Source organism: Kribbella sp. NPDC051936, from assembly GCF_040680955.1.
In the GTDB taxonomy this organism is placed as follows: Bacteria; Actinomycetota; Actinomycetes; order Propionibacteriales; family Kribbellaceae; genus Kribbella.
Genome location: NZ_JBFAXS010000002.1, coordinates 306,496 through 331,540 on the forward strand (window position 1 = coordinate 306,496; position 25,045 = coordinate 331,540).

At 70.1% G+C, this 25,045-nt stretch carries 23 protein-coding genes; 7 read left to right on the forward strand and 16 right to left on the reverse strand.

All coding sequences use genetic code 11. From position 1 onward, the window contains the following. Positions 1-116: 116 nt before the first annotated feature. From AB0L64_RS07080 to AB0L64_RS07090, 3 genes are read left to right on the forward strand one after another with little or no spacing between them, the layout of a single operon-like run. Entirely contained in the window at positions 117-1,565 is a 1,449-nt protein-coding gene (locus AB0L64_RS07080) for an amidohydrolase family protein (protein WP_363708634.1), read from the forward strand. 21 nt (positions 1,566-1,586) lie between these two features. Further along, entirely contained in the window at positions 1,587-2,408 is an 822-nt protein-coding gene (locus tag AB0L64_RS07085; RefSeq protein WP_363708636.1) for an IclR family transcriptional regulator C-terminal domain-containing protein, read from the forward strand. An 8-nt stretch (positions 2,409-2,416) separates the two neighbouring features. Next, positions 2,417-2,848: a VOC family protein gene (locus tag AB0L64_RS07090; RefSeq protein ID WP_363708638.1), complete on the forward strand. Its 432-nt coding sequence runs from the start codon at positions 2,417-2,419 to the stop codon at positions 2,846-2,848. A gap of 12 nt (positions 2,849-2,860) precedes the next feature. On the opposite strand, the gene AB0L64_RS07095 is transcribed toward AB0L64_RS07090, so the two are convergent. The 3 genes from AB0L64_RS07095 to AB0L64_RS07105 all read right to left on the reverse strand — a co-directional run bounded on the left by AB0L64_RS07095 (position 2,861) and on the right by AB0L64_RS07105 (position 6,591). After that, positions 2,861-3,313 (reverse strand): hypothetical protein, encoded by a 453-nt coding sequence (locus AB0L64_RS07095; protein ID WP_363708640.1) that lies wholly within the window; start codon positions 3,311-3,313, stop codon positions 2,861-2,863. A gap of 17 nt (positions 3,314-3,330) precedes the next feature. Beyond that, positions 3,331-3,912 carry a sigma-70 family RNA polymerase sigma factor gene (locus AB0L64_RS07100; protein ID WP_363708643.1) on the reverse strand — a complete coding sequence of 194 codons (582 nt, stop codon included), beginning with the start codon at positions 3,910-3,912 and terminating at the stop codon, positions 3,331-3,333. A gap of 66 nt (positions 3,913-3,978) precedes the next feature. Next, positions 3,979-6,591: a CHAT domain-containing protein gene (locus AB0L64_RS07105; RefSeq protein ID WP_363708645.1), complete on the reverse strand. Its 2,613-nt coding sequence runs from the start codon at positions 6,589-6,591 to the stop codon at positions 3,979-3,981. Between the two features lie 45 nt (positions 6,592-6,636). On the opposite strand from AB0L64_RS07105, the gene AB0L64_RS07110 reads away from it, so the two are divergent. Continuing rightward, positions 6,637-7,911 (forward strand): S8 family serine peptidase, encoded by a 1,275-nt coding sequence (locus AB0L64_RS07110; protein ID WP_363708647.1) that lies wholly within the window; start codon positions 6,637-6,639, stop codon positions 7,909-7,911. A 188-nt stretch (positions 7,912-8,099) separates the two neighbouring features. Here the strand turns inward: AB0L64_RS07110 and AB0L64_RS07115 are convergent, their stop codons facing one another. Beyond that, complete coding sequence (locus AB0L64_RS07115; RefSeq protein WP_363708649.1) at positions 8,100-8,354, reverse strand: hypothetical protein; 255 nt, start codon at positions 8,352-8,354, stop codon at positions 8,100-8,102. 310 nt (positions 8,355-8,664) lie between these two features. Here AB0L64_RS07115 and AB0L64_RS07120 point away from each other — a divergent pair, with 310 nt between their 5' ends. Beyond that, entirely contained in the window at positions 8,665-10,107 is a 1,443-nt protein-coding gene (locus AB0L64_RS07120) for an alkaline phosphatase PhoX (RefSeq protein WP_363708651.1), read from the forward strand. Here AB0L64_RS07120 and AB0L64_RS07125 read toward each other — a convergent pair. Continuing rightward, positions 10,076-11,167, reverse strand: a complete 1,092-nt coding sequence (locus AB0L64_RS07125; RefSeq protein WP_363708653.1) for a serine hydrolase domain-containing protein — start codon at positions 11,165-11,167, stop codon at positions 10,076-10,078. The two genes, AB0L64_RS07120 and AB0L64_RS07125, sit on opposite strands and share 32 nt — an antisense overlap. A 94-nt stretch (positions 11,168-11,261) precedes the next feature. Between AB0L64_RS07125 and AB0L64_RS07130 the strand changes: the two genes are divergently transcribed. Beyond that, entirely contained in the window at positions 11,262-11,840 is a 579-nt protein-coding gene (locus AB0L64_RS07130) for a TetR/AcrR family transcriptional regulator (protein WP_363708655.1), read from the forward strand. Here AB0L64_RS07130 and AB0L64_RS07135 read toward each other — a convergent pair. From AB0L64_RS07135 to AB0L64_RS07180, 10 genes are read right to left on the reverse strand one after another with little or no spacing between them, the layout of a single operon-like run. Continuing rightward, positions 11,806-12,924 carry an MFS transporter gene (locus AB0L64_RS07135; RefSeq protein WP_363708657.1) on the reverse strand — a complete coding sequence of 373 codons (1,119 nt, stop codon included), beginning with the start codon at positions 12,922-12,924 and terminating at the stop codon, positions 11,806-11,808. The two genes, AB0L64_RS07130 and AB0L64_RS07135, sit on opposite strands and share 35 nt — an antisense overlap. A gap of 27 nt (positions 12,925-12,951) precedes the next feature. Continuing rightward, positions 12,952-13,299, reverse strand: coding sequence for a metalloregulator ArsR/SmtB family transcription factor (locus tag AB0L64_RS07140; RefSeq protein ID WP_363708660.1), 348 nt, complete (start codon positions 13,297-13,299; stop codon positions 12,952-12,954). 14 nt (positions 13,300-13,313) lie between these two features. Next, the gene (gene groL / locus AB0L64_RS07145; RefSeq protein ID WP_363708662.1) at positions 13,314-14,963 is read right to left on the reverse strand and encodes a chaperonin GroEL; all 1,650 of its coding nucleotides are present in this window, start codon (positions 14,961-14,963) and stop codon (positions 13,314-13,316) included. A gap of 19 nt (positions 14,964-14,982) precedes the next feature. Further along, positions 14,983-16,008: an NAD(P)-dependent alcohol dehydrogenase gene (locus tag AB0L64_RS07150; RefSeq protein ID WP_363708664.1), complete on the reverse strand. Its 1,026-nt coding sequence runs from the start codon at positions 16,006-16,008 to the stop codon at positions 14,983-14,985. After that, positions 16,005-16,715 carry an iron-sulfur cluster assembly protein gene (locus tag AB0L64_RS07155; RefSeq protein ID WP_363708666.1) on the reverse strand — a complete coding sequence of 237 codons (711 nt, stop codon included), beginning with the start codon at positions 16,713-16,715 and terminating at the stop codon, positions 16,005-16,007. The genes AB0L64_RS07150 and AB0L64_RS07155 overlap by 4 nt, the downstream gene beginning before the upstream one ends. After that, positions 16,712-17,743 carry an amidohydrolase family protein gene (locus AB0L64_RS07160; RefSeq protein WP_363708668.1) on the reverse strand — a complete coding sequence of 344 codons (1,032 nt, stop codon included), beginning with the start codon at positions 17,741-17,743 and terminating at the stop codon, positions 16,712-16,714. Before AB0L64_RS07160 ends, AB0L64_RS07155 begins: the two co-directional genes overlap by 4 nt. 10 nt (positions 17,744-17,753) lie before the next feature. Further along, positions 17,754-18,089, reverse strand: a complete 336-nt coding sequence (gene mimD / locus AB0L64_RS07165; protein ID WP_363708670.1) for a propane 2-monooxygenase effector subunit MimD — start codon at positions 18,087-18,089, stop codon at positions 17,754-17,756. A gap of 2 nt (positions 18,090-18,091) precedes the next feature. Then, positions 18,092-19,189, reverse strand: a complete 1,098-nt coding sequence (locus AB0L64_RS07170; protein WP_363708672.1) for an aromatic/alkene monooxygenase hydroxylase subunit beta — start codon at positions 19,187-19,189, stop codon at positions 18,092-18,094. Position 19,190: 1 nt separating this feature from the next. Continuing rightward, positions 19,191-20,210 carry a 2Fe-2S iron-sulfur cluster-binding protein gene (locus AB0L64_RS07175; RefSeq protein ID WP_359923979.1) on the reverse strand — a complete coding sequence of 340 codons (1,020 nt, stop codon included), beginning with the start codon at positions 20,208-20,210 and terminating at the stop codon, positions 19,191-19,193. A 10-nt stretch (positions 20,211-20,220) separates the two neighbouring features. Continuing rightward, on the reverse strand, positions 20,221-21,837 hold the full coding sequence (locus AB0L64_RS07180) for a hypothetical protein (protein ID WP_363708675.1): 1,617 nt from the start codon (positions 21,835-21,837) through the stop codon (positions 20,221-20,223). Between the two features lie 149 nt (positions 21,838-21,986). Here AB0L64_RS07180 and AB0L64_RS07185 point away from each other — a divergent pair, with 149 nt between their 5' ends. Then, on the forward strand, positions 21,987-23,684 hold the full coding sequence (locus AB0L64_RS07185; RefSeq protein ID WP_363708677.1) for a helix-turn-helix domain-containing protein: 1,698 nt from the start codon (positions 21,987-21,989) through the stop codon (positions 23,682-23,684). Here the strand turns inward: AB0L64_RS07185 and AB0L64_RS07190 are convergent. Next, a complete protein-coding gene (locus AB0L64_RS07190) occupies positions 23,677-24,966 on the reverse strand; it encodes a BNR-4 repeat-containing protein (RefSeq protein ID WP_363708679.1) in 1,290 nt (429 codons plus the stop codon). The two genes, AB0L64_RS07185 and AB0L64_RS07190, sit on opposite strands and share 8 nt — an antisense overlap. Between the last annotated feature and the right edge of the window lie 79 nt (positions 24,967-25,045).

A 25,045-nucleotide genomic window follows, 5' to 3' on the forward strand; every position in this document is an offset into this window, starting at 1 on the left:
TCGTAGGACCTGTCAACAGGCTCTTGACAGCATCAAACTGCGCTCAGATAGTGAGGCTGACCGCCCCGTTGACCGTCATACGGACATATGTCCGAGGCAAGCTCTTGGAGGCAGCGATGACCACAGTGCTGTTGCGGGGCGGGACCGTGCTGACGATGGACGACCACCACACGGTGGTCCCGGACGGCGACGTACTGATCGACGGCGACAAGATCGCGGCGGTCGGGCAGCAGGGGCAACGACTCGACGTCCCCGAGGGCACCCAGGTCGTCGACGCGTCCGGCGGCATCGTGATGCCGGGGATGATCGACACCCACCGGCACATGTGGCAGACCGCGATGCGCGCGTACGGCGCCGACTGGACGCTCACGCAGTACTTCGTCTGGTACTACCTCGAGCACGGCAAGACGTTCCGGCCGGAGGACATCCACGCGGGCAACCTGACCTCGGCGTGGGAGTCGCTGGAGGCCGGTATCACCACGACCGTCGACTGGTCGCACGGGCTGCAGAGCGTCGAACACGCCGAGGCGGCGGTCGACGCGCTGACGGCCGTGCCCGGCCGGTTCGTCCTTGCCTACGGCAACATCCAGGCCGGGCCGTGGGAGTGGACCGCCGATCCGTCCGTGCGGACGTTCCTCGAGCGGCTGCGCGACGACGGCCGGCTCGGTCTGCAGCTCGCGTTCGACGTCACCGGCGACCCGGCGTTCCCGGAGCGGGCCGCGTTCGAGGTCGCCCGCGAGCTCGGGCTCGGCGTCACCACGCACGCCGGCGTCTGGGGTGCCACCAACGACAACGGCATCAAGCTGATGCACGAGAACGGCTTCATGACGCCGCAGAACATCTACGTCCACGCGGCGACCCTGACCACGGACTCGTACCAGCGGATCGCCGCGACCGGCGGTTCGATCTCGGTCTCGACCGAGTCCGAGCAGAGCGCCGGCCAGGGCTACCCGCCGACCTGGCAGGTCCGCCGGCACGACATTCCGGTGTCGTTGTCGCAGGACACCAGCGTGTGGTGGAGCGGCGACCTGTTCAGTGCGATGCGGTCCACCCTCGGCGCCGACCGGGCTCGCGAACACCTGGAGGCGCATATGAAGGGCGCCACCGTGACGCACAGCCATCTACGCGCCGAGCACGTCGTCGACTGGGCGACCCGCGGCGGCGCCCGCGCGCTCGGCCGCGACGACCTGGGCAGCCTCGAACCAGGCAAGACGGCGGACGTGATCCTGATCAAGAACGACGCGTCACCGGTGTCGTTCCCGCTGATCAACCCGTACGGCCAGGTGGCGTTCCAGGCGCAGCGCGGCGACGTCCACACGGTCATCGTCGACGGCCGAATGGTCAAGCACGAACACCAGCTGGTCGACTGCGACCTGCCCGCCGTACGACGGGAGGTCGAGGCGACCGTCGACTACCTGCGTTCGGCGCTCGGCGAGGAGGCGTGGAAGAGCGGGATGAACCCGGAGCTGCCGAAGGGCGAGGTCCTGGACAACCCGTACCAGTACACCGACTACAAGTCCGACTCCACCCGCGAGGCCCGTGGCACCATCTTCGGTGAGTCGTAAGTCGAGCGGGAGGATCACCAGATGGCAGGGCGCGGCGCGGGTCCGGATTTCGTCGAGGCGTTGGCGCGCGGGCTGGACGTGCTCGCCTGCTTCGACGCCGCCCACCGCACGATGTCGCTCACCGAGGTCGCGACCGCGGCCGGTCTGGCCCGGCCGACCGCGCGCCGGCTGCTGCTGACGCTGGAGGAGCTCGGCTTCGTCCGCACCGTCGGCGGGTCCTTCCAGCTCACCCCGAAGGTGCTGACGCTGGGGATGGCGTACGTCGGTTCGCTCGGCCTCTGGGACATCGCGAAACCGCATCTCGAGGCGCTCGTCGCCCGCACCGGCGAGTCGTCGTCGATGGCGCAGCTCGACGGCTCGGACATCGTGTACGTCGCGCGCGTGTCGGTGCCGAAGCTGATCGCGCTCCGCGTCGACATCGGCACCCGGTTCCCCGCGGCGCAGACGTCGCAGGGCAAGGTACTGCTGTCGGCGCTGTCGCCCGACGACCTGGCCGGCGTGCTCGCGCAACCGAGCCGCGCCGGACTCCCGCCGTACATCGGCCGGACCGCGGACAAGCTGCGCGACGAGCTCACCGAGATCCGGGCGCGCGGCTGGGCACTCGCGGACGAGGAGCTCGCGCCCGGCGTCCGCTCGGTCGCGGCGCCGGTGCGCGACGGCACCGGCACCGTCCGGGCCGCGATGAACGTGACCGTGCACGCGGCCGAGACCTCGGTCGACAAGCTGCTGCACGATCATCTGCCGCTGCTGCTGCGGACGGCCGGCGACGTCAGTGCGGAGTGGGCGCTGTGGCAGTCCAGGCCACACGTCGAGGTCGAGCAGCGCGCCGAAACGACTGCTTGAATGGAGACATGACCGTTCTCGACTCGCCCATCCCCCGGTTCCACCTCGCGATGCCGGTCGACGACCTGGACGCGGCCCGGCACTTCTACGGCGAGGTCCTCGGCCTCGAACAGGGCCGCAGCTCGCAGACCTGGATCGACTGGAATCTGCGCGGCCACCAGTTCGTCACGCACGTCGCACCCGAGCGGGCGCAGCGGATCCACAACCCGGTCGACGGCCACGACGTACCGGTGCCGCACTTCGGGCTGATCCTGACCGTCGAGGAGTTCCGGATCTTCGCCGAGCGGCTGCAGGCGGCCGGCACCACGTTCGTCATCGAGCCGTACGTCCGGTTCCAGGGCCAGACCGGCGAACAGTGGACGATGTTCTTCCTCGACCCGGCCGGCAACGCCCTGGAATTCAAGGCCTTCGCCGACGACTCCCAGGTCTTCGCCGCCTGACTCAGGTCGCGGCTAGGGCGTGATCCAGCCGGTCAGGATCGTCGTGCCGGAGCCGGTCTGGCACACCAAACGGTACGGCACGGTCGGCGGCGGGCCGAGGACGAAGAAGCCGAGTTCGTCGATGTCCGCGGTGGCCAGTTCGCCGCCGTCGCCGCGGGCCGTGACCGTGCCGACGGCGGGCGGGTCGAGCTGTCCGAGGACCGCGTCCGGCGTCAGCTCGAGCTCGACCGTCCAGCCGTCCGAGGCGAACGTGAGCGACCGCAGGATCGCACTCTCCGACCGGATCGCCAGCGGTTCCAGCGCGGAGTCGTAGGTGAGCGCCGCCAGCTCGGCGTCGATGGACCGCCACGCGAACGCGGCCTTGCCGGCCTCGACGAAAGCCGACGGTACGTCCTCGGCGGAGGCCAAGGCCTCGCGCAAGGCCGCGATCAACTTCTCGTCGTCGTGCCATTCGGGATCCATCACGGGTCTCACCTCCTCGTTCATTCGTCGTTCGGTCCGGGGCCGTCGGCCGCCAGCAGGGCGAGCGCCGGGGTCTGCCGCAGCCGGGTCAGGCAACGCGCCCGATTCGGCCCGATGCTGCCGACCGGCAAGCTCAGTCGCCGGCTGATCTCGTCGTACGACGCCGGCGGGTCCTGCATCAGCAACGACAGCAACTGCTGGCATTTCCGCGACAGCTCGCTGAACGCGGTGCGCAGGATCGCGCCGCGTTCGTGCCGCAGCACCTCTTCCTCGGCGACCGCCTGCTCCGGGATGTCGGGCGACTGCACGAGGTCGACCGGCTCGACCCGGCTGGTCGCACGGATCAGCCGGAAGCACTCGCGCTGCGTCGTGGTCGCGATCCAGCCCGGCAGCGCGGCCGGTTCGCGCAGACCGGGCAGGTGCTCGACCAGCCGCAGCCACACGCTCTGCCCGACGTCGTCGATGTCCGGCTGGGTCAGGCGATACCGCCTGCACACCGAATAAACGAGCGGCGCGTATCTCTCCACCAGCTCGTCCCAAGCATTCTTCTCGCCGTCCCTGGCCCGGATGACCAGGTCGACGACCGTCGGATCGTCCCGCATGCCGTCCCCCTTTCCTCCGGACCGCTCTCTTACTGATACAGAGCGGTTCGGACCACTGCTGATACATCACGCGCCCAGCGCGACGAACGACCGGCCGGCGGCGTCGGCGACCGGGTCACCTCCTGTCCCGTGACGCGCCGCGGCGTACGCGGCAGCCAGCGGTCGGCCCGCCCGCAGGTTGTCGTGCAGCGCGAGCATCAGCGGAGCGGTCGCCGGGTCGTTCACCGGTACGACGCTCGCGAGAATGCCGGCCGCGCCCAGCGGGATCAGGCTGCTGCTCAGCCCGAGCAACTCGTCCGCGCCGACCGGCTTCGCGAGGCCGGAGTCGCAGCTCGACAGCACCATCCGGTACGGCGCCCGGCGCAGCCGCTCGAAGTCGTACACCGTCAACGGCCCGTCGTCGAGCCGCAGCGACGAGAACAGCGGACTGTCCGAGCGGAACGTGCCGTGCGCCGCGATGTGCGCGATCCACGCGCCGTCGAGCTCGCGCAGCACGTTCTCCGCGGTCGCGTCGCCGTCGGCCAGCACCGTCGCGTCCGGATACTCCTTGGCCAGCCGCAGCACCTCGGCACGACCGGCCGACAACCCCGGCCCGAGCACCAGCACGACCCGCCGGTCCGACGGCGGCCGCACCTTCCGCGCCCGCAACCAGGTAGCCGCCGACGGCACCACGTTCACGGCCCGATCGGCCAGCCCCGGCATCAGTCCCCACGGCAACGCGTGCAATCGACCGGGCGGAACCATCACCACGTCCCGATCCCCCAGCAACTCCTGTGCCGGGCCGAGAATCGCGTCCACGAGCCGAGCCCCCAACACCTCGAGCGATGGCCCCGCATGCCGCGCCGGGGTCTGGGTGCTGCCGGGGCGGGAGCGGCCGTGGGCCAGCCGCCGCAGACGGAATCGGGAGCGCTCGACCTCGAGCGCAGCCGCCGCGAGCGGGCCGACCTCGTGTCTGGTGATTCGCCCGTCCCGCACCACCACCGCATGCAGCACGCCGTCCACCTCGACCAGCTCCACCAGCACGGTCTCGCCCAACGCCGCCACCAACTCGTCGACGTCGAACCGCCAAGCGCCGGCCCCGCCGCCGCCCGCGGCCCGCAACGTCCGATCGCGAACCGCCTTCTCCAGACGCCGGCGTTCCTTGTCCAGCGCGGGATCCGGTGCCGCGTCCAACCGCCGTACGACGTCGCGCAACGCGGCCAACTCACCGACCAACTGCTCGTCGTCGGGCGGCCGCACGGGCGGTACGCCGAGCGCCGTCGCGCGCCACCGCTCACCCCAGCTCAGCAAGCGCGGCGGATCGTCACGCCGCAGCGCGTCCCGCAGCGCCAACTCCGCCAGCTCCGCACCCTGACCGGTCGCCAACGCCCGCAGCTCTGTCGCACCCATCGCGAGCCGGTGCTCGTCCAACGCGTCCAGACCGCGGGCGCACGCCGACAACATGCCGCGCACCTCACCCCGGGCCTCGGCGCGCAACGCCTTCCCCAACCAGGCAGCGCTCCGGGCGATCGGCGGCGCGTCCTTGCTGTGCCGTCCGGCCAGCTCCAGTTGCCGATCCGCCGCCCGGGCACGGCCCGCGGCCAACGCCAACCGGCCCGCGAGCAGATGCGCGGCCGACGCCTCGGACGCACCCAACGCATCCAGCCGGGCCGCCACCGCACTCACCCGGCGCAGGAGCGGCTCGCCGCGCTCGCCCGACTGGTACCGGGCCTCGAGCAGCACCATCGACGAACGCACCGACCACCACTCCCGCCGCTGCGCCGAGAACAACCGCCGGGCCTGGTCCGCCCGCTCCCGCGCCGCCGCCGGATCGCCGGCCGCCAGCGCCGCGGTCGCCGCCGCGAACCACAACTCGCCGCGTTTGGTGGCCGTACCGCCCTCGGCCGCGATCGCCTGGTCCATTTCGGCCAGCGCCTCCGCGCTGAGACCGGCGGCCAGCAGCACGCCACAGCGATCGATCGCGAGGTCCGGCCAGACGACACCGACCGCCGCGAAGCGCCGGCCCGCCTCGTCCAGATACCGCAGCGCTGCCGGCAGGTCGCCTCGCGAATACGCGACCAGTCCCCGGTTCTGCCGGGCTTCGGCGTACTCGAACTCCTGACCCGTCGCGGCGTACAGCTTCTCCGCGACCGCGAAATCCGCGTCCGCCCGTTTCGTCCCGCCGAGGGCGAGTTGGATGAATCCGCGATAGTTGCGCGACCGCGCCTCCCAGACCTGGTCGCCCGACCGCCGCAGCCGCGTGATCGCCGAGCGCAGGTCCTCGAGCGCCTCGCGGTGCCGCCCGAGCACCAGCAGTACGTCGGCGCGCCGCAGCAGCACCCGGCCGGTCAGGGCGCCGCGGCTGAGGTCGACCGCGCGATCGAGCCGCGCCAGTCCCTCCCGGCTGCGCCCGGCCCGGCCGAGCGTCGCGCCCAGGGTGGCAAGGACATCCGCCTCCCGCTCCGACCGCCCGGACTGTTCGGCCAGCCGCAGCGCGGTGCGCAACTCCCGGACCGCCCGCGGCACGTCGCCGAGCTGCCGCAGACCGATGCCCCAGGCCTGATGCGCGATCGACGCCTCGACCTGCGGCGGACCGCCGGCCAGCAGGCTCCGCGCGGACGCGATCGCGTCGTGCGGGCGCGACAACGCGAGCGGCAGCAGATTTTCTGCCGCCTCAGCACTCCCCCCTGCCGATGGCACTCTGTAATCATATCGATCATTCATGCATCTGGGGGAAGGAAGGAAATGGCGGATCAAACGAGTGAGAGAAAATACATCTCTCAGATCGAGCTGATTCTGGAGGCGTTCGGGCGCGAGGTCGCGGTCCATCCCGAGGACTGGGAGAAACGGCCGGAGGGGGCCGACTACCTCTACCGGACCGGGGTGGTCCTGGTCCGCGACGAGGACGTTCAGCGGGTGGTCGAACTGTTCCGGGGCGGCCGGCCCGACGAGGGCGGGATCGGCGGTGTCACGCGGCTGCTGCTCCCGGAGGAGGTGCCGCCGGACGCGCCCGAGGACCGGTCGCCGACGCAGCGGTTCCTGAAGTACGCCGACCTGCGGCTCGGCCGCGGCGTGGTGACACCGGAGCACCTGTTCTACGTGACGCCGAGCGTCAGCCCGTGCCCGGCGACCGAGCCGGAGGAAGTGCCGCCCGGGATCCCGCCGGACCCGGTGCTGCCGACCCCGTTCCTGACCGCGGGCGCCGCGGACGGTCGCGGCGTCAAGGTCGTCGTCCTCGACGTCGGCTGGTCCGACGCGCCGGCCGCGTACTGGCTGGCCGGGGTGACCGGCGATCCGGAGAACGCGTTCGACGGCTCCGGGCGGATCCGGCCGTACGCCGGGCACGGGACCTTCATCGCCGGCGTCCTGCGGGCGATCGCGCGGAACGTCGAGGTCGTGGTGAAGAGCTACTTCACCAGCGCGGGCGCGATGTGGGAGTTCGATCTCGCGCAGGCGCTGGACGAGGTGCTCGACCTGGCGCCGGACATCATCAGCCTGTCGGCCGGGACCCGGACTCGCTTCGACCTGCCGGCGCTCGGCCTGGACGTGTTCGTCCGGACCCGGCTGGACCGCGTCAACGGCCTCACGCTGGTCGCCGCGGCCGGCAACGAGTCGTCCAGGGACTACTTCTGGCCGGCCGCGTTCCCGGAGGTCGTCGGCGTCGGCGCGCTCGCCGAGAACGGGCGGGACCGGGCGTCGTTCAGCAACTTCGGCGGCTGGGTCGACGTCTACGCACCGGGCGAGCACCTGGTGAACGCGTTCCTGACCGGCGACTACGAGTGCACTGAACCGCCGAACACCGGCCAGCTGCGCTCGTTCCAGGGCATGGCCCGCTGGAGCGGTACGTCGTTCGCGACGCCGCTCGTGGCCGGCCTGATCGCCGGCCGGATGTCGGTCACCGGTGAGAGCGCGAAGCAGGCGTCCGACGCGCTGCTGGCGTTCGCGCTGACCCAGCCCGAGCCGGGCGTCGGGCCCGTTCTGCACGCCGGGGACGCGCTCGCGTCCCTCGGCTCGCCCTGACCGGCGGCCCGTTCACACGCCGACGCGGTGCGGACCTCCGGCCTGACCAACCGAACCACCGCACCGCGTCAGCATCCCCCTCTGCACCCTCGTCCCGTCCTCCCCCCTGCGACGGCCCGAGGGCTTGCCCCCACTTCTGCGGAGTCACCCTCGGTGCGGGTTGATACACCGCTCAACCAGGAAAGTTTTCAACGAGCCGGCGGCTGCGGCTGCTCACAAAGGAACGGCGCCCGGTGGCCGCCCGAGTGGTAGTGGTACTGCTTCCCGCCGGCCTCCAGCACGGTCCGGTTCCCGGGCACCAAGGCCTGGGTGTAGTGCATCCCCGGCTCCGGGCAGCCGAGGCTGCCGTCCGGCCAGGTCACGTCCTCGGAGCTGACCACGGTGACGGCGGCGGCGTCGACACCGAGCCGCTTCACGAGGTCGGCCTTCGCCTGGTCGGCCACCCCGCCACCCGGGCTCGCGGGTCCGGAACTGCTGCTACTGCTGCTCGGCGTCATCGACGGTTGTCCTCCTGTCGGGGCTTCATTGCCACATGCAACCAGAAGCACGGCTACGGCGACCATGCCGGTCGTCATGCCCGTCGTCCTGCCCGCCACCCTCGTCACGCTGCGCATCACCATCACCTCCCACAGTAGACGTCCGGCCGGCGCGATTCGTTGCAGATCGTTTGTTCAAGTTCTGTTTGCCAGGTGTCAGTCCACGGCGTGAAGGATCTCGACTGCTCGGGAACCGCCTTTCCAAGGAGTCAAACCCATGTCAGTCGATCGTCGTTCCGTCCTCCGGGGCGCCGCCGCCGGTGCCGCCGGGGTCGGGTTCACCACCGTCGGCGCCGTGCCGACGCTCGCGGAGGCCGCGCCGGCTTCGCACGGCGACCGTTCGCCGTTCCCCCAGCACAAGCCGTTCCCGCCGCTGCTGGACGACCCGAAGGGCATCCTGGCGCTGCCGCCCGGGTTCAAGTACAAGATCGTCACCCAGGCCGGCGAGACCAAGCTCGCCAGCGGCCAGGCGACGCCGAACGCGCACGACGGCACCGCGGTGTTCAGCACCGGGAACAAGTACCTGCTGATCCAGAACCACGAGATCAGCGCCGACAGCGCCCTCGGCGTACCGCAGATCCCGGGCACCGTCTACGACAGCGGCGTCGGCGCGGCCGGCGGCTGCACGGTGATCAGCGTCGACCGCGACGGCAGCAACCGCGGCGAGTGGGTCGGCATCTCCGGCACCCTGACCAACTGTGCCGGCGGCCCGACGCCGTGGGGCACCTGGATGACGTGCGAGGAGACCGAGAACAAGGCCAACGGCACCACCCGGCTGAAGGACCACGGGTACGTCTTCGAGGTCTGGGGCGACGGCAAGACCGCGCACCCGGTGCCGCTGAAGGCCCTCGGCCGGTACGCCCACGAGGCGCTCGCGATCGACGAGGACCGGACCCACATCTACCTGTCCGAGGACGCCTCCGGCCCGAACGGCACCTTCTACCGCTGGTCCGCGCCGCGCGGCTACAAGCTCGGCCCGAACAGCTGGAAGGACCTGCAGAACAAGGACTTCGGCACCCTGGAGGCGCTCGCCATCCTCGGTGACGACGGCAAGCCGATCCCGGACGTCGCATACCTGACCTCGGCGCAGCTGCTGCGCCCGTTCCGGGTCGCCTGGGTGCCGGTGCCGGACCGCGACGGCGCGACGACCTCGGTGCGCAAGCAGTTCACCGACGGCCAGATCACGCGCGGCAAGAAGTTCGAGGGCGTCTACGGCACCGAACAGGGCGTGTACGTCGTGAACTCCTACGCCGAGTCCGGCACGGCCGACCTGCCCGCCGACGCGGTCCCGCACGACGGCATGGTCTGGTTCTACAACTACGTCGCCGAGACCATCCAGCTGGTCACGTACTTCCCGGACAACGCCGCCGCCGACAAGGGCGCCGAGGCGAAGTACGACGACTACAACTTCGACAGCCCGGACAACGTCACCGTCACGCCGTGGGGCTCGCTGGTGCTGGCCGAGGACGGCAACGCCAGCAGCCACGTGCTGAGCGCGACGCCGGGCGGCCCGACGTACGCCATCGCCCGGAACATGCTGAACGACTCCGAGTTCACCGGCCCGACCTTCTCTCAGGACGGCAAGGTGCTCTTCGTCAACATCCAGACGCCGGGCATCACCCTGGCCATCACCGGCCCGTGGCGCGACTACCTCGGCTGAGTGCTTCGAGAAGGGTGAGCGGGCGGTCGTCGGGGCCGACGCGGACCTCGTTCATCAGGTAGGAGAAGGCGATCTCGCGGTGCGGCCAGGCGCCGTGCCGCGAGCCGCCGGCTCCCGCGTGACCGAACGCGTCGGGCGCGTCGCCCATCCGGCCGTCGCCGGTCTGCAGCTCGAAGCCGGCGCCATACCTCATCGGGCTGCCCCAATTGGGTTCGAGGCCGCGGCGGAGCTCGCGGCGCCCCAGCTCGACGGTCTCCTGGGTCAGGACGCGGGAGCCGTCGACATCGCCGATCAGCGACGCGTAGAACCGGGCCATCCCGCGAGCCGTCGCGTAGCCGCCGACCGCCGCCAGTCCCGCACTGCGGTACTCGGCGCTGTTCCAGATCTTCTCCGCGCCCGGGATCCACAGCGGATTCGGCCGGTTCAGCTCGGTCCACGGCCCGTCGACGAGGATGCCGTCCGGTGCCACCATCGTCGCGGCGCGCCGGTGCAGGTCCTCGGGCAGTCCGATCCACACCTCGAGGCCGAGCGGCCCCGCGAACTCGTCCGCGAAGAACCGGCCGACGGTCCGCCCGTCCACCCGTCGCACCAGCTCGTCCAGCAACCAGCCCCAAGTGACCGGGTGATAGACGAATCCGGCACGAGCGTCCGCCGCCGGGGCCTGAACGGCCAGGTGGGCCACCATCGCGTCGTGGTCGAGCAGATCGGCGTACCCGGCGTCCACCCACGGCAACCGCGCCTGATGGGACAGCACGTCGGCGATCGTGATCGATTCCTTGCCCTGGGCACCGAATGCGGGCCAGTAGCGGCTGAGCGGATCGTCCAGCCGGAGCTGTCCGCCCTGCACCAGCAGGAGAACGCACGCGGTCGTGGGCCCCTTGGTCCCGGAGAACATCAAGTGGATCGTGTCGCGATCCCAGGCCCTGCCCGTGCCGGGATCAGCCGTCCCGTCCCAGAGGTCCACCACCAGTTCGCCCCGGTGGTACACCGCGAACGCCGCACCCACCTCGCCGCGCTCGGTGAAGTTCCGCGCGAACGCCTCAGCTACTTGTTCCCACATGACGAACGATAGTACCGATCGTTCTTATCTTGGTCCAGCTCGGTAGGGTGGCGGTGGAGGTGGTGGAGGTGGAGGTCGTGGAGGTGGTGGCACGATGCCGGTGAAGGCTGGGGAACGGCTTGATCCTGAGGCGACCCGCGCGCGGATCCTGAAGGCGGCCGCGGAGGTGTTCGGCCGGCGCGGGATCCACGCGGCCGGGATGAACGAGATCGTCGAGGCGGCCGGCGCGTCCAAGCTGACGATCTACAAGAACTTCGGCTCCAAGGAAGGGCTGGTCGAGGCCGTCCTGACCGACCGTACGCAGCGGGTCCGCGCCTGGCACAACGAGGCGGTCGACGCGGCGCCGGCCGGTCGTGAGCAGATCCTGGCGGTGTTCGAGCTGATCGCGACCTGGTACGCCGAGGCCGGGTTCCGCGGGTGCGCGATGATGAACGCGGCGACGGAGGATCGCGGGCAGGACGGGGCGCCGCGACGGCTCGCGCAGGACCATCTCAGGTTCTACCGGCAGCTGTTCGAACGTCTGCTGACCGGCGCGCGCAACCCCGAGGTGACCGCGCGGCAGCTGGTCGTCGTCCTGGAAGGTGCGACGCTGATCAGCGCGGTCGACCAGGACCCCGGGCTGGGCACCGAGGCGCGCGTCATCGTCGAGATCCTGCTGGACGCGGCATTCTGAGCAGTACGGCGACGCACGCGAGTCCCGCACCGGCGGCCACCAGGAAGGCCGCGCGGAACCCGGCCCGCTCGGCGACGAGCCCGCCGAGCGGACCCGCGACCATCACCCCGAGATCCCAGAACGACGTCATCACCCCCATCGACACGCCGGGCCGCAGCCCACGCACACGATCCAACGTCATCGACGCACAGGCCGGGTAGATCAACGCCAACCCGGCCCCGGCTGCCGCGATGAACACGAGCGCGCCGGCAGGTCCTCTCGCCGACGCGATCCCGGCCAGCGCCACGACTTCCACCGAGATCGTCGAGACGGCCACGACGCGCCCGCCGTACCGGTCGACGAGCGGACTGCCGGCGAACCGGACGACCAGGAACGCCGCCGCGAACACCGCCAGCGCGACGCCGTCGACCTCGAGGTGATCGGCTCGCAACCGCAGCACGAGCAGTGCAGCCACCGTCCCGTAGCAGTAGGCGGCCAGCCCGATCGCCACCCCCGGCAACGGAACTCCGGGCGGCACCGAACCCCGGAGCCGCACCAACGGCTCGCGCAGCCCTGGGTCCCGGCGAGTCGTCAGCACGAGCCCCACGGATACGAGCGACAACGCCACCACCACCCACCAGACCGCACCACCCGCAGCAGATCCGACGAGCGGGCCGGCGGCGAGGCCGCCCCACATCGACAGCCCGAACCAACCCGCCAACCTGCCGCGCTGCGCCGATCGCACACCAGACAACACCCACGGCAACGCGGCCGAGAACAGCGCCGCCTCCCCCGCCCCCATCACCAGCCGCGCGACCAGCAGCACTCCCAGCCCGGGCGCCCACAGTTGCCCCAGGCCACCAATCGCCGCGAGCACTCCCCCGGCGAGCACGACCGGCCGCGACCACCCCGCATCAGCCAGCCGGCCCGCGAACGGCCGCCCGCACGCCGTGGCGAGAAACGCGATCCCGATCGCGGTCCCACTGGCCGGCGCGCCGCCGCCGTACCTGTCCGGCACGTACGACGGCAGCACCTGCAGCGCCGCCCCGAACGCGAGATACCCGCACAGCACCGCCACCCACAACCGCCGGACCGGAACCGTCATGGGCAAGATGGTACCGCTCGTTACTATCTAGGCGAACCCGCCGTCCGGGGCGATGTGGTCGAAGATCTGGTCGACCAGCGCGACGACGTGCGGGTCGTCGACGGTGTAGATGTGCCGCCGCCCCGCCCGGCGGACCGTGATCAGGCCGGCGATCCGGAGCTTGCCGAGATGCTGGCTCGCGGTCGCGACGCTCACGCCGGCACGCTCCGCCAGCGTGCCCACGTCGTACTCGCCGTTGGCCGCGAACCACACCAGATGCAACCGCACGGGCGGCGACAGCAGCCCGAAGGTCCGAGCCGCGGCGGCCAGCTGCCGGCGGGTCGGGGCGATCCGCCCGGACCCGACCGCGGCCGCCGCGGGCTCGGACCCGTTCATCTCACCTGGTCATCTCAGTAGATGTTCGAGGGCCGGACCATGCCCTCGGCCAGGTCGCCGAAGCCCGGGGCCAGGATCGCGCCGGGGTTGCCGAGGACCTCCTCGACCACCGCGGTCTCGGTCGTGATCAGCAGCGCCGCGATCGACGCCGCGCTCTCCAGGGCCGCGCGGGTCACCTTCAGCGGGTCCATCACGCCTTCGTCGAACATGTCGTCGTAGTGCCCGGTCAGCGCGTTGAACCCGTGGCCCAGCGGCAGGCTCGCCACCTTCGCGACGACCTCGTCGCCGTCGTACCCGGCGTTGATCGCGATCCACCGCAGCGGCTCGGGCAGCGCGCGCCGGACGACCTCGCGGCCGATCGCGTCGTCGCCGGTGAGCTCGACGCGCGACACCGCCTCCTGCGCCTGGACGAGCGCCGTACCGCCGCCGGCCACCACGCCCTCCTCGACCGCCGCCCGGGTGGCGGCCAGCGAGTCCTCGACCCGCAGCATCCGCTCCTTCAGCTCGACGCTCGTCGCGCCGCCGACCCGGATCACGGCCACCCGCCCGGACAGCCGCGCCATCCGGAGCTGCAGGCTGTCCCGGTCGGCGTCGATCCGAGCCCGCTCGAACTGGGTCTCGAGCTGCCGCAGCCGTGCCTCGACGAGCGCCGGGTCACCGTGCCCGCCGACGATCGTCGTACTGGCCTCGCTGATCGTGATCCGGTCACAGGTGCCGAGGTGGTCCAACGCCACCTCGGCTAGCTCGAGCCCGGTGTCCTGCGCGATCACGTGCCCGCCGAGCGCCACCGCGAGGTCTTCCAGCTCGGCGATCCGCCGGTGCCCGAAGCCGGGGGCCCGGACCACGACCGACTGCATCGTGCCGTGCATGTTCCCGCCGACCAGGAACTGCAGCGCCGGCCCGGTGACGTCCTCGGCGAGCACGACCAGCGGCCGGTCCGCGCGCTTGGCCACCTCGACCGTCGGCATGATGTCCTGCACCTGGCTGATCTTGCGGTTGGTGAGCAGGACCAGCGGGCGCTCGTGGACGGCCTCCATCCGCTCCTTGTCGGTGACCATGTACGCCGAGGTGTAGCCGTGGTCGAACTCGATCCCGTCGACCACCTCGACCGACATCCCGAGCTCGTCGGACTCCTCCGTGGTGACGACGCCGTTGCGCCCGACCCGCTCGACCGCCGCCGCGATCACCTCGCCGATCGACTCGTCGTCACCGGCGGCCATGGTCGCGATGTGCCGCAGGTCCTGCCCGCCGCCGACCTCGGCCGCCCAGGCCCGCAGCGTCGCCACCACCACCGGTACGGTCTGCTCGATGCCGCGGCGGACCCGCATCGGGTTGGCGCCGGCGTCGACGGCCCGCAGGCCCTCGCGGACCATGGCCTGGGCGAGCACCGTCGCGGTCGTCGTCCCGTCGCCGACCACGCCGTTGGTCTTCATCGCGACTTCCTTCACCAGCTGGGCGCCCATGTTCGCGAACGGTTCGCGCAGCTGGATCTCCCGGGCGATCGTCACCCCGTCGTTGGTGATCGTCGGCGGCCCGGTCAGCTTCTCCAGGACGGCGTTGCGTCCCTTCGGTCCCAGCGTCACCTTCACCGCGTCGGCCAGGGTGTTCACCCCGGCCTCGAGCAGCCGTCGTGCTTCTTCGTCGAACCGCAGTTCCTTGGCCATGGTCGGGCCGCCCTTCGGGTTATGGGATGAGAATCGCCCGGCCGCGGACCAGTCCGCGGTCGAGGTCGTCGATCGCCTGCTGGAAGTCGGTGAGCGGGTACTTGCTGGTGTGCAGGGTGACCTTGCCCTGCGCGGCGAGAAGCATCAGCTCCTGCAGATCGGTGTAGGAGCCGACCAGGTTCCCGACGAAGTTGATCTCGGTCGAGATGACGTCGATCGTCGGTACGACGAGGTCCTCGCCGTAGCCGACGACGTAGTAGTTACCCGCCCGGCGCAGCATCGCCACACCTTCCGCGGTCGCCCCACCCTCGCCGACGAAGTCCACCACCGCCTCGGCGCCGCGGCCGCCGGTCAGCTCCAGGACCTGCCGCACCTGGGTGCCGTCGGCAACGATCCCGTGGTCGGCGCCGATCGAGACCGCGAGCTCGACCGCGGCGGGGTTGCGGTCGACGACGACCAGCGTCGCCGCCGAGATCGCCTTCAGCACCTGGATCCCGATGTGCCCCAGCCCGCCGGCGCCGATCAGCACGCACACGTCGCCCGGGTGCAGCGCCCGCGCGGCCTTGCGCACCGCGTGGTACGCCGTCAGCCCCGCGTCCGCGAGCGCCGCGACGTCGGCCGGTTCGAGACTGTCGTCGATCCGCACCACACTGCGGGCGGTCGTCTTCAGGTACTCGGCGTATCCGCCGTCGGTGTCGATCCCCGGGAACCGGCTGTTCTCGCAGTGCACGTCGTCGCCGAACCGGCACGCACGGCACAGCCCGCAGGTGACCAGCGGATGCAGGATCACCTTGTCGCCGGGCTTCACGTTCGTGACCGCGTCGCCGGTCGCGTGCACCCAGCCGGCGTTCTCGTGCCCGATCGTGTAGGGCAGCACCACGCCGGACTTCTCGGCCCACTGTCCTTCGAGGATGTGCAGGTCGGTCCGGCACACCCCGGCTCCGCCGATCCGCACGATCACGTCGAGCGGCCCCTCGACCTTCGGCTCCGGTACGTCGTCCAGTTGCAGACCTGTGTGATAGCCGACCACCCGGACCGCTCTCATGCTGTGCTCCCGTATCTCGTAGCCAACAGTCCACGACAGAAGTGCGCGTTGCCCTCCATCGAGATCCGCACCGACTTCGCGAACCGCAGCCGGAGCGGGACGTCCTCGGGAGCCAGCGACTGCCCGTCCTCGGACACCACCAGCGGATCCGCAGGCCGTACGCCGAGCCCGACCGCGACCCGGCGGCGCAGCAACGCCTCCTTGTGCGGCCCTGCGGGCACGTCTGCGAGCGTGACGCGGTGGAGATCGTCCACGGTCACGTCGGTGGTCCGCAGAAGTTGCTCGGCGCACCGTTCCATCGCCGCGGTGTGCGCCTTGCGGTGGAAGATCTCCCGCAGTTCGTCGAGGCTCTCCTCGGCCTCGACGCCGAACGTTCCGACGTACCCGGCGTCCGCGGCCAGGCCGGCGTTGATCTTGTCCGAGTCGTGGTGGTCGTCCAGCCGGACGACCACCTGCCCGATCCGCTCCACCTTCCGGAGCGCGTCCAGTGCGTCGGACGCCATCAGGTAGGCGAAGTTCGGCGAGCAGAACGACGTCGGCAGCCGCAGGTGCACGGTGACGCACGCGTTCTCGATCCGGATCGAGCGGACGAAGCCGAGCTCGGTGATCGGCTCGTCCAGCTCCGGATCCGTCACCGCCGACAGGGCCGCCAGCACCCTGTCGGACAGTGAGGTGGCGGACGTGGCGGACGTGGCGATCGCGATCATGGCCGCGCGCCCGCAGCCACCTCGACGGAGGCTTCGCCGGCCTCGGTCGGCAGCCGCAACTCGGCCGGTACGTCGAGGTCGTACATCGCCGCGGCGTTCAGGCCGAGGATCTTCTTCTTCTGCGCCGTGGTGATCGGCGCGTACTCGGTCAGCTCCTCGGGGATCTGGAAGTCGACGAACTTCTCGACCAGCCACTTCGGCGTCCACAGGGCGTAGTCGCTGGAGAAGAAGATCTTGTCCTCGCCGAGCCAGTAGAGCAGCTCCCCGATGATCTGGGCGAAGTACTTCGGCCGGGTGTGGATGAACGGCATCGCGACCGCGAGACCGCCGTACACGTTGGACTCCTGGGTGGCGATCCAGCAGAAGTCCTCGAGCCGCGGCAGGCCGACGTGCTCGACGACGAAGTTCAGGTCGAGGTAGTCGGTCGCGACCTTGTCGATGTCCGCGACGTCGAACGCGTCCCGGTCCAGCGGGCGGATCGTGGGGCCCTTGTGGATGTGGATGTTGTGGATCCCGAGCTCGAGACACTCCTCGAGGTACCGCCGCGACCACGGGTCGTCGAGCTTGTAGCCGCGCGAGTCGCCGTGCCACTCGGCGGTGTAGAGCTTGACGCCCTTCAGGTTCATCCGCTCCGCGTCCCGGCGGAGTTGCTCCAGGCCCGCTTCCCCGTTGCGCGGATCGTAGGCGTGGTTGTACGTCAGCTTGTCCGGATGCTCCTGCGCCAGCCCGAACGCCTCCTCGGTCTGCCCGAACCCGTTGCGATAGAACTCACCGAGGATCGCCGGCTGGAAGATCGCGTGGTCGACGTAGCCGTCGTCGAACAGGTCCTTCATCAGCCGCTGGCCGCCGTAGTACGTGTAGGTGTCGTAGTCCCACAGGACCTCTTCCGGGCTGAGGTTCTTGTGGTAGTCGTAGAAGCAGTCGATGAACTGCTTGCCGTGGATGTTCTTGTGGTTCGACGCCCGCCCGTCCCACAGGGCGATGTGCGCGTCGACCACGAAGTACTTCTCGCCGTCCTTGTCGTACATGCGTGCCCTCCTAGTGGGCGGTGAGGTCGAAGCCGATGTACTCCGCGGCGTCCTCCGGGCTCGCGAACAGCAGCGTCCGCTCGTCGAGGTGGACCATCCGCCCGTAGTGCGTCGAGCTGATCTCCTCGAACACCGACCCGTCGAACTCCGACCCGAGCGCGTCGGTCAGCTCGGCGTAGTCGAAGTCCAGGACGCCGGTGCCGTCGACGCGGATCATCGACGGGTACTCGGTCAGCTCGACGCCGTCCTTGGTGCCCATCACCCGGGCCACGACCCGGCCGATCGGCGTGTTCATCAGGGTCACACCGCACTTGTTGGAGAACTCGGTGTCAGATCCGAACTGCATGCTCACTGGTCCAGCTCCTTCGGAACGTCGAGCCCGAGGTCCTCGAGCAGGGAACGGAACTTCTGCTTGGCCGCGTCCAGGCTGACCGCGAACGTGACCGACTTGTCGGCCGGCTGCGACCAGATCGGCTGTAGCGCGTGCGCGGCGTCGAGGCAGCGCGGCACCCAGGTCGCGAGCCATTCGCCGAACAGTGCCTTGTTGGCCTCGCCGTACTCGGCGTCGCGGGTCAGCAGCCGGAACAGGCCGCGGGTGTAGCCGAGGTCGCGGTCGTAGTCGTGCTCGCCGGTGCCGACGATGGTCGGCGTGATGTAGTCGCCGTTGCGGGCGGCGATCTGCATCACCAGCTCGGTCCGGAACAGCGAGCCGACCAGCTGCTCGAACACGATGTTGGTGGCGAACAGCAGCTGGCACCAGTCACCGACGGCGGTCAGCCGCTCGACCACCTCGCGGGTCGGCTGCCACTCCGGCGCCGACTTCCAGACCTCCTGGTGCGCGGACCCGTCGAACGGTACGTCGGCCTCGGCGAGGTCGAGGTTGAACAGCGCGAGGTCCTGCGCGAACCGCATCTTGTGCGCCGCGTTGACCGCGACCGCGGTGTTGATCATGTTCGTCGGACCGGACCGCTGGATGCTGGTGAAGACGTGCAGCGCGAGCCCGTTCTCGGCGTGCATCCAGGCGCCCAGGTTGCGCTCGATGAACTTCAGCCAGGCCGGGTTCCAGCTGTCGTACGCCCTGGCCCGCTTGGCGTTCTGCAGGCACAGGTCGACCTGCCGGACGACCGCGGAGTTGTTCCGGTAGATGGTCTGGTTCCACTCCTCGTTCGGGTCGAGGAAGGCGTGCCAGTTCGACGACTTCGCGGCCGTCCACTCCTTCGGGTAGCCGCCCGGGCCGTCGCCGAAGCCGTAGATCCAGCCCTGCGTCAGGTGCCGGTCGGGATCCGGCTGGACGTCGACGGTGACGTCCTCGTACATCGTCGCGCGCAGCTTGGCCGGCTTGTAGTAGTTGTAGCTGCGGCTGGTCGAGCTGGGGAACTCCAGCGCGCCGGCCTCGGAGTCGGTGAACTCGATCCTGGGGAAACTGCGGGGCTTGGTCTGTGTCATCTCAGACTCCATCGGTAGCTGGGCTGGTGAACTTGTCGTAGAAGACCTGGTCCTTCGGGACGGCGTGGTTGTCGAGCAGGGCGAGCGCGGCGTCGACCATCGGCGGCGGGCCGCACAGGTACGCCTCGCACCTGCTCAGCTGCGGCTCCCGGCGCTCGACGACGTCGGTGACGTTGCCGACCTCGTACTCGCCCTCGGGCGACTCCGACAGGCAGGGCACGAACTCGAAATCGGTCAGCGTCGCCCCGAGGTCGCGGATCGCGTCCAGGTAGAAGAGGTCGGCCGCCGTCCGGGCGCCGTAGTAGAACCGGACCGGCCGGGTGCTGCCGGTCTCGCCGAGGTGCCGCAGGATGGACAGGATCGGCGCCATCCCGGCACCGCCGGCGATACAGACGACCGGCAGCACGTGGCCGTCCTTCAGCGTCGACGAGCCGTACGGCCCGGTCATCGACAGCTCGTCGCCGGCCGCGAGGCCGTCGTCGAGCAGCCCGGAGAACCGGCCGCCGGGGTACTTCTTGATCAGGAACTCGATCTCACCCGCCGGCGTCGTTGCCATCGAGAACGACCGGTGCTCGTCGGTGCCGGGGATGGTGAGGTCGACGTACTGCCCGGGCTTGAAGTCGAACTCCTCGGCGGGCTTCAGCCGCAGCGACACGATGTCCCGGGTGACCGGCTCGATCGCCGTGACCATACTCGTCACGGTGCGGATCGGAATGCCGCCGAGCAACTCGTCCTCGTCGAAGTTCAGCAGCTCGATCGTGCAGTCGCTGAACGCATGGGACTTGCAGAGCAGCACGTAGCCTTCCGCGACTTCGGCGTCGTTGCAGGCGAACGTCGAGTAGCGCTCCATCTGGATGTCGCCCTCGAGCAGGTACGACTTGCACGCCGAGCACTGTCCCTCGCGGCAGCCGTGCATCAGGTGGATGCCCTGCCGGAACGCGGCGTCGAGGATCTTCTCGTCCTCGTCGACCTCCATCTCGATGCCGACCGGTTCGAACTGGATACGATGTTTGTCGGCCACCCGGACCACCTCAGCTCGCGCGGTACGCCGCGACGTGCGCCTCGCGGTCGGCGTCGGACATCTCGTTCAGCAGCACGTTCGGGCTGTTGAAGGTGTTGCCGCGGACGTCGTCGAGGGTCCACATCTTCTGCGGGTCCAGGTCGAGGTGCGGCTGCCCGATCAGGGTCTTGCCGTCGTCACGGACGTACCCGAGGTCGGAGACGATGTCGGCCAGGTCCTTGCCGTGGTGCAGGGTCTCCCACTCGCGGAACCCGGTCAGCCGGCCCATGTTCGGCGTCGGCCGGCCGTCGTACTCGCTGCGGAACGCGACCGCGTCGGTCCAGTAGCAGGTCTCCGAGCAGTACGTCCGCCACTGGTCGTCGACCTTCTCGACCACTATGTCCTCGCGGATCAGCGCCGGCACCATGCAGGTCCAGCAGCGGTGCGGGTACTGGTAGCCGACGTCCTCGAAGGCGATCGGCTTGTTCCGGCCCGGGTAGGCCAGCCGGTTGTAGTTCTCCCACCACTTGCCGTACTTCGAGTACCAGCCGGGATACTTGTCCTCGAACCACGCGAAGTCCGTGTCCGTCATCGTGTCGATCCGCCAGTAGTTCACCGGCCAGCCGGTGGCGAAGAACCGGGCCACCTCGTGCACGTAGCCCTTGTTGGTGATCCGGTTCCACGCCTCCTCGACCAGATCGTGCGGAATCGTGAGGCCGTACTTCTCCAGCGGCAGCAGGTAGCTGCGGTAGTAGTCGTCGTAGATCCAGCGGCGCCACATCTCCGCATAGCTCTCACGATCCTTGCGCCGGTCCTTCGTGCCGTACTCGATGAACGTGCCGATGGCCGCGTCCACGACACAGTGGTTGTTCCACCACGCGTAGCGCAGGTCGCGCTCGAGCAGCGGGCGGTTGCGTTCGTCGGCCAGCGCCATCAGCAGGATCGAGTACCCGTTGCTGATGTGCCGCGACTCGTCGGACTGCACCGAGTGGAACACCGTCGGCAGCAGGTAGTCGCCGTTCGCGGCCGCCTCGTCGGGCATCGCGACGAACAGCGTGTTGGTGAACGCGGTCTCGGCGACCACGGTCAGGTAGATGTTCGCGGCGGTGATCGCGTCACCGGTGATGAACCCCTCGCCGAACTGCCGGCCGATGGTGCCCGCGTAGTTGTTCGCGAACGCCTTCTCGGTCATGTCGAAACCGGCCGGGTCGATGTAGTTGTTCATGTAGAGCCGCTTGAGGTTCATCTGGATCGTCGAGTGCCGGACCTCGTCGATCATCTGGACCGCGAGCCCGTTGTGGATCTCCGGGTTCGGTACGGCGTCGATCGCCATCGGCATCGCCCGCGCCGCCGAGATCTCCGGGAACGGGATGATGCTCAGGAACAGCTTCTGCCACTCCAGCCAGCGCTGCTGGACCTGGCGGAACATGTTGCCGCGGATGGCGCCGTCCATGGCGCCGTACACGCGGTTGTCCTTCTCCTCCTCCATCGGGAAGTACGACCGCATGATCTGCTTCAGCGGGTCCTTCTTCGGCGCCTTCTCGAACGTGTAGTCGGTGCCGAACCGGGTCGCCGGGGTCGCGAAGGTCGGCTCCCACGAAAGCTCGGTGATCTTCGCGTGGGCCTTGGTGAGACTCTGCCTGCTCATGTGCCTGCCTCCAGGGGTCGGGCTGTTGGCAGGAATGAAAGCGGGCGGGCGTAGCCGCTGCTGTCTCAATGTGAGATACCGGTCACACGGTTGCGGAACTACCTTGAGGGGTGTTCGCTGGCCTGACCCGTCGATGCAGGAGGTGGGAGATGCCGTCCAGCCGATCGGTCCGCGACTCGATCCTGTTGTCCTGGCAGCGCTCCGAGGCGTCGCTGGTCGACGCCGACCAGCCCTCACCGGCGTACTTCGCGGGGATCGACGTGGACACCACGCTCACCCGGGCCGCCCGGCCGGTCATCGACGCGCTGGCCTCGGAGCTCACCAACGAGCCGGTCTGCATCATCCTCACCGATGCCAAGGGCATCGTCCTGGACCGTCGCGGCGGCGATCCGGGGCTGATCCGCAAGCTCGACTCGGTCGACCTGTGCCCCGGTTTCACCTATGCCGAGTCCGAGGTCGGCACCAACGGGATCGGCACCGCCCTCGAGGTCGGCGGCCCGATCCTGGTGCTCGGTCCCGACCATTACAGCGGTGTACTGCGGCGTTTCGCCTGCGCGGGCGCACCGATCACGCACCCGGTGACCGGCGGCCAGCTCGGCGTCCTCGACATCACCACCCAGGCCCAGAATTCGAACGCGGTGCTGCTGTCGTTCGCGAAACTCGCCGCCCGGCGGATCCAGGAGCGCATCGTCGAAGAGGCGAACGCACTCGACCAGGCCCTGCTGAGCGACTACTACGCGGCCTGCCGGCACACCGGCGGATCGGTCATCGCGCTCGGCGACGAGGTCTTCATGATCAACGCGCACGCCCAGGCGCACTTCGACTCCGCCGACCAGGCCGCGCTCATCGACCGCACCCGGGACGCCCGCGGCGGGACCAGGCCGCGCACGTTCCTGGCCGACCTGCCGAGCGGGATCACCGCGCGGCTCGCCTACCACCCGACGTTCCTCGGCCACCGGCTGGCCGGCGGAATCGTCCAGGTCCGCGAGCAACGGGCCGGGCTCCGGAACGCCGGTGGTCCGGCCCGGGTGCCGTCGCTGCCCGGCGTGGTCGGCAGCAGCGCCCTGTGGCGCCGCACCACCCAGGAGGTCCTGGAGTCCGCGAGCCGGGCGGAGTGGATCGTCGCCGAAGGTGAGCCGGGCACCGGCAAGCTGACGCTGCTGCGGGCGGTGCACAACTACTCCAGGTCCGGCAACCGGCTGGCGATCGTCGACGCGGACGATCCCGCACTCGTCACCGCCGTCGCGAGCGAACTCGAGTCGGGCTCGGACCTGGTACTGCGGCACGCGCACCTGCTGTCCACCGACGCCATCCACGCCCTGGTCGACGTTCTGCAGGGCGTCCGCGACAGCCTCGCCGAGGAGCCGTGGATCGCGCTGACCGTCGCCACCGGTCAGTCCGGTGCGCAGGACGAGCTCGACACCCAGCTACTGCGGTTCTTCCCGCGCACGGTCGCCGTACCGCCGTTGCGGCATCACCTCGACGACGTCCAGGCGCTCGTGCCGCACCTGCTCGCGCGCACCGGGGTCGCCGGGGTGACGCTTTCCCCGGCAGCGATCAGCCAGTTGATGCGGCTGCCGTGGCCGGGCAACGTGACCCATCTGCGGACGGTCCTCGCCGAGGTGGCACGGCGCCGCCGGTCGGGTGTCGTGGAGCTCGACGGCCTGCCCGCCGAGTGCCGGGCGACCACGCGCCGGCACCTGACCCGGATCGAAGCGCTCGAACGGGACGCGATCGTCGACGCGCTCGCCGCCCACCAGGGCGACAAGGCGGCCGCCGCGACCGCGCTCGGCATGTCGCGGGCGACCATCTACCGCAAGATCCGCGACTACGCGATCGTCACCTGAGGCGGTCGAGCAGGACGACCTCGCAGTCGTAGTGCTGCGACGCGGTCATGTGGCCGCGGAACCAGAGCAGCGGGACCCGGCCGGGGTCGCCGGGGGCGACGATCGGGCGGAGGTTGTCGCCGGTCGAGTTCTCGGTCACCGGCGTCCAGGTCCAGGTGGCCCCGGCATCGGTCGTCCGGCCGTGGAAGATCTCGTGGTGCTTCAGCGCGCTGCCGTCGCGCGGGTCGATCGGCGTCGAGGCGTAGAGCGAGTCCAGGTCGTACGGGTCGATCGCGACCAGGCCTGTGTAGTCGTTCTCGTGCACGAGCAGGCCGTGGCCGGCCTTGGCCAGCCGGCGGACCTGCCAGGCGCCTTCGGTGAGGCGCGCGTAGAAGAAGCGGTGGTCCGGCACCGGGTACTCCCGGGCGAACGCGTCCTCCGGCTTCTCCGGCGTGTCGTGCCGGGCGAGCAGGATCGCCGCGACCTCGTCGCCGACACGGCGGATGTCGACCGTCCAGCAGTGCGTCATCGGCTCGCCGTCCCAGACCGAGTCCGCGGCGAGGAGCGTGGTCAGCTCCACCTGTGACGGCGCGTCGGCGTCGAGCGCGTGCGGATCCACGACGGTCCCGTCCGCCCGGTGCAGCGCGCCGGCTTCCAGGTAGCCGTGGTAGATCGAGTTGTTGTAGTCGCGCGGGTGGTGATCCGTCGTGATCAGGTCGATGCGGGCCGGCGTGGAGACGTACCGCGTGTAGCCGTTGACGTAGCCGACCTTGGGGCGGGTGAAGAGCTTCCCGGCGTACGCCCAGGTGTCGCCCTCGTCGTCGGACACCAGCGCACACGGGTCGTCGTTGACGGCTCGCGCGAAGCAGTAGAGGCGGCCGTCGAGCTCGTGCAGGTTCGAGTACGTGACGCCGCGGCCGCCGGTGAACTCGCTCCAGTCGAAGGTCTGCTCCGGGCCCCACGTGCGCGGGTCACCCGGCTCGCTGATCCGCCACCGGGTCAGGTCGTCGGTCTTGTGCTTGGTGTACACGGCCAGCCAGCGCCCGTCGCGGCGCCGCCACAACGCCGGTACGTCGTGGTCGTCGGCCTCGAACCGCTCGTGCAGGACGACGATGTCGGTGGCGCCGGACCGCAGGTCCACCACGGTCAGCTCGACGTTGCCCGCCCGGCCGTCGCCGCCGGGGCCCTCGGGCGCCGCGATCGATCCGGCGACCAGCACGCCGGCGTCCGGATCCACCACCGCCCGCTCGTCCTGGAACCAGCACCAAGCACCGTTGTCGTTGATCACCCGAGCCGCATCCATGAGCACCCAGTGTCGCAGAGATCCCGTCTCACCGGTAAGCGTTTGCCAGCATGTGGTCAGTGCCACATGCGACGATCGG